Source organism: Marinobacter sp. UBA2498, assembly GCF_002341575.1.
GTDB lineage: Bacteria > Pseudomonadota > Gammaproteobacteria > Pseudomonadales > Oleiphilaceae > Marinobacter > Marinobacter manganoxydans.
Map to the genome: position 1 here is coordinate 368 of NZ_DDOI01000037.1, position 1,982 is coordinate 2,349.

Annotated in this window: 2 protein-coding genes and 2 pseudogenes; 2 read left to right on the forward strand and 2 right to left on the reverse strand. The window is 56.5% G+C overall.

Translation table 11 applies throughout. The annotated features are described in order from the left end of the window. Together B2W52_RS04035 and B2W52_RS04040 are read right to left on the reverse strand one after the other, a co-directional pair. Positions 1-503: pseudogene (locus B2W52_RS04035) on the reverse strand (acyl-CoA dehydrogenase family protein); the annotation flags it as partial. 29 nt (positions 504-532) lie between these two features. Next, positions 533-976, reverse strand: coding sequence for a MerR family transcriptional regulator (locus tag B2W52_RS04040; RefSeq protein WP_014576484.1), 444 nt, complete (start codon positions 974-976; stop codon positions 533-535). Positions 977-1,080: 104 nt separating this feature from the next. On the opposite strand from B2W52_RS04040, the gene B2W52_RS04045 reads away from it, so the two are divergent. Together B2W52_RS04045 and B2W52_RS22290 are read left to right on the forward strand one after the other, a co-directional pair. Then, entirely contained in the window at positions 1,081-1,842 is a 762-nt protein-coding gene (locus tag B2W52_RS04045) for a 3-hydroxyacyl-CoA dehydrogenase (RefSeq protein WP_014576485.1), read from the forward strand. A 24-nt stretch (positions 1,843-1,866) separates the two neighbouring features. Then, positions 1,867-1,982: pseudogene (locus B2W52_RS22290) on the forward strand (acyl-CoA dehydrogenase); the annotation flags it as partial.

The following is a 1,982-nucleotide window of genomic DNA, read 5'->3' on the forward strand; positions in this document are numbered from 1 at the left end:
GGGCCGTTGGTGATCCACATTTTGTTGCCGTTGAGGAGGTAGTGGTCACCTTCATCTTTGGCGGTCAGTTTCATGGAGATGACGTCGGAGCCGGCGTTGGGCTCGGACATGGCCAGGGCGCCAATGTGCTCGCCGCTGACGAGCTTCGGCAGGTATTTCTGTTTCTGTTCTTCGGTGCCGTTGCGGTGAATCTGGTTCACACACAGGTTGGAGTGGGCACCGTAGGAGAGGCCAACGGAGGCGGAAGCACGGCTGATTTCTTCCATGGCGATGACGTGCGCCAGGTAGCCCATGTCGGAGCCGCCGTATTCTTCGCTCACGGTGATACCCAGCAGGCCCATGTCGCCCATTTTCCGCCACAGGTCCATGGGGAACTCGTTGTTGCGGTCAATTTCCTCGGCGCGCGGTGCGATTTCGGAAGCAGCAAAGCCGTTGATCTGCTCGCGGAGCATATCGAGGGTTTCGCCGAGGCCGAAGTTGAGCTCTGAGTATTGTGATTTCATCGTTGGCTACCTTTGATTTCTGTCATTCATTAGTTTTCAGCGGTCTGCCTGGCTTCTTCTTTCGCCGGCGCCTGCTGTTTCTTTTTCTTCTGCAGCTCGGCCAGGGCTTCTCGGCACCGAGCTTCGGCTGTATCCATTTCCATTTCTGCCTGGGCAATGTCGTTTTTCTGCTGTTCCAGCTGAGCCCGTTTGTTTTCCAGGATGGTCAGCATCTTCAGCAGCTGTTTTTCATTGCCGCTGAGGGTTTCGTCCCACAGATCGAACAATTCTTTGGTTTCCGCGAGGGAAAATCCCATTCGCTTGCCGCGGAGAATAAGCTTCAGACGCACTCGATCCTTTGAACTGAAGATCCGTGTCTGCCCGCGCCGCGTGGGCCTGAGCAGCTCCTGATCCTCGTAGAAACGAATGCTCCGGGTTGTCACGTCGAACTCTTTGGCGAGCTCGCTGATGCTGTATGTCTGTTTAATGTCCATTGGGATTTCCTTTTTAGACTTAGGTTAGATAAAGTTTACGTAAACGTAAAGTAGTTTTAGGGTCCGATTTTTAACAAACAGAATCCTGAAAAGGGGAGTGAACGATGGAATTCAAAAATGTGGCAGCCATTGTAACAGGCGGTGCTTCCGGGCTGGGCGAGGGTGCGGCCCGTGCGCTGGCGGCATCCGGATGCAAGGTGGCGATCCTGGATCTTCAGAAAGAGCAGGGCCGCAAGGTGGCCGAGGACATTGGCGGGATTTTCCTTGAGTGCGATGTAAGCTCCCCCGACAGCGCCGAAGCCGCCATCAACGCCGCCCGCGAGGCCCATGGCCCCTGCGGTATTGCCGTGAACTGCGCCGGTATTGCCACGGCCTCGAAGATTCTGGGCCGTGAGGGTGTGATGCCGTTGGAGAACTTCAGCAAGGTTATTCAGGTCAACCTGATTGGTACCTTTAACATCCTGCGCCTGGCGGCAGCGGATATGGCGCAGCGCGAACCCAATGCCGATGGTGAACGCGGTGTGATCATCAATACAGCATCGGTGGCCGCCTATGAGGGCCAGATTGGCCAGGCGGCCTACAGTGCCTCCAAGGGCGGTGTGGTATCGCTAACCCTGCAGTCGGCCCGTGAGCTGGCTCGCGAGGGCATCCGTGTAAATACGATTGCACCGGGCCTGTTCATGACGCCCATGATGGCGGGTATGCCCGAGGAAGTTCAGGAAAGCCTGGCGGCCACGCTGCCGTTCCCGAAGCGCCTCGGCAAGCCGGAAGAGTTCGGCATGATGGTGGATCAGATGGTGCGTAACCCGATTCTCAATGGCGAAGTGATTCGTCTGGACTGCGCGCTCCGCATGGCGCCCAAGTGAAGCATTCAATTGCAGGAGACATACATGACCGTGTCTGTTGATAAAGAAGAACTGGGGATGTTCCGGGATTCCGTTATCAAGGTCCTGGAAAAAGAAGTGACGCCGCACTACGAAGCCTGGGAGAAGTCCGGGCTGGTGCC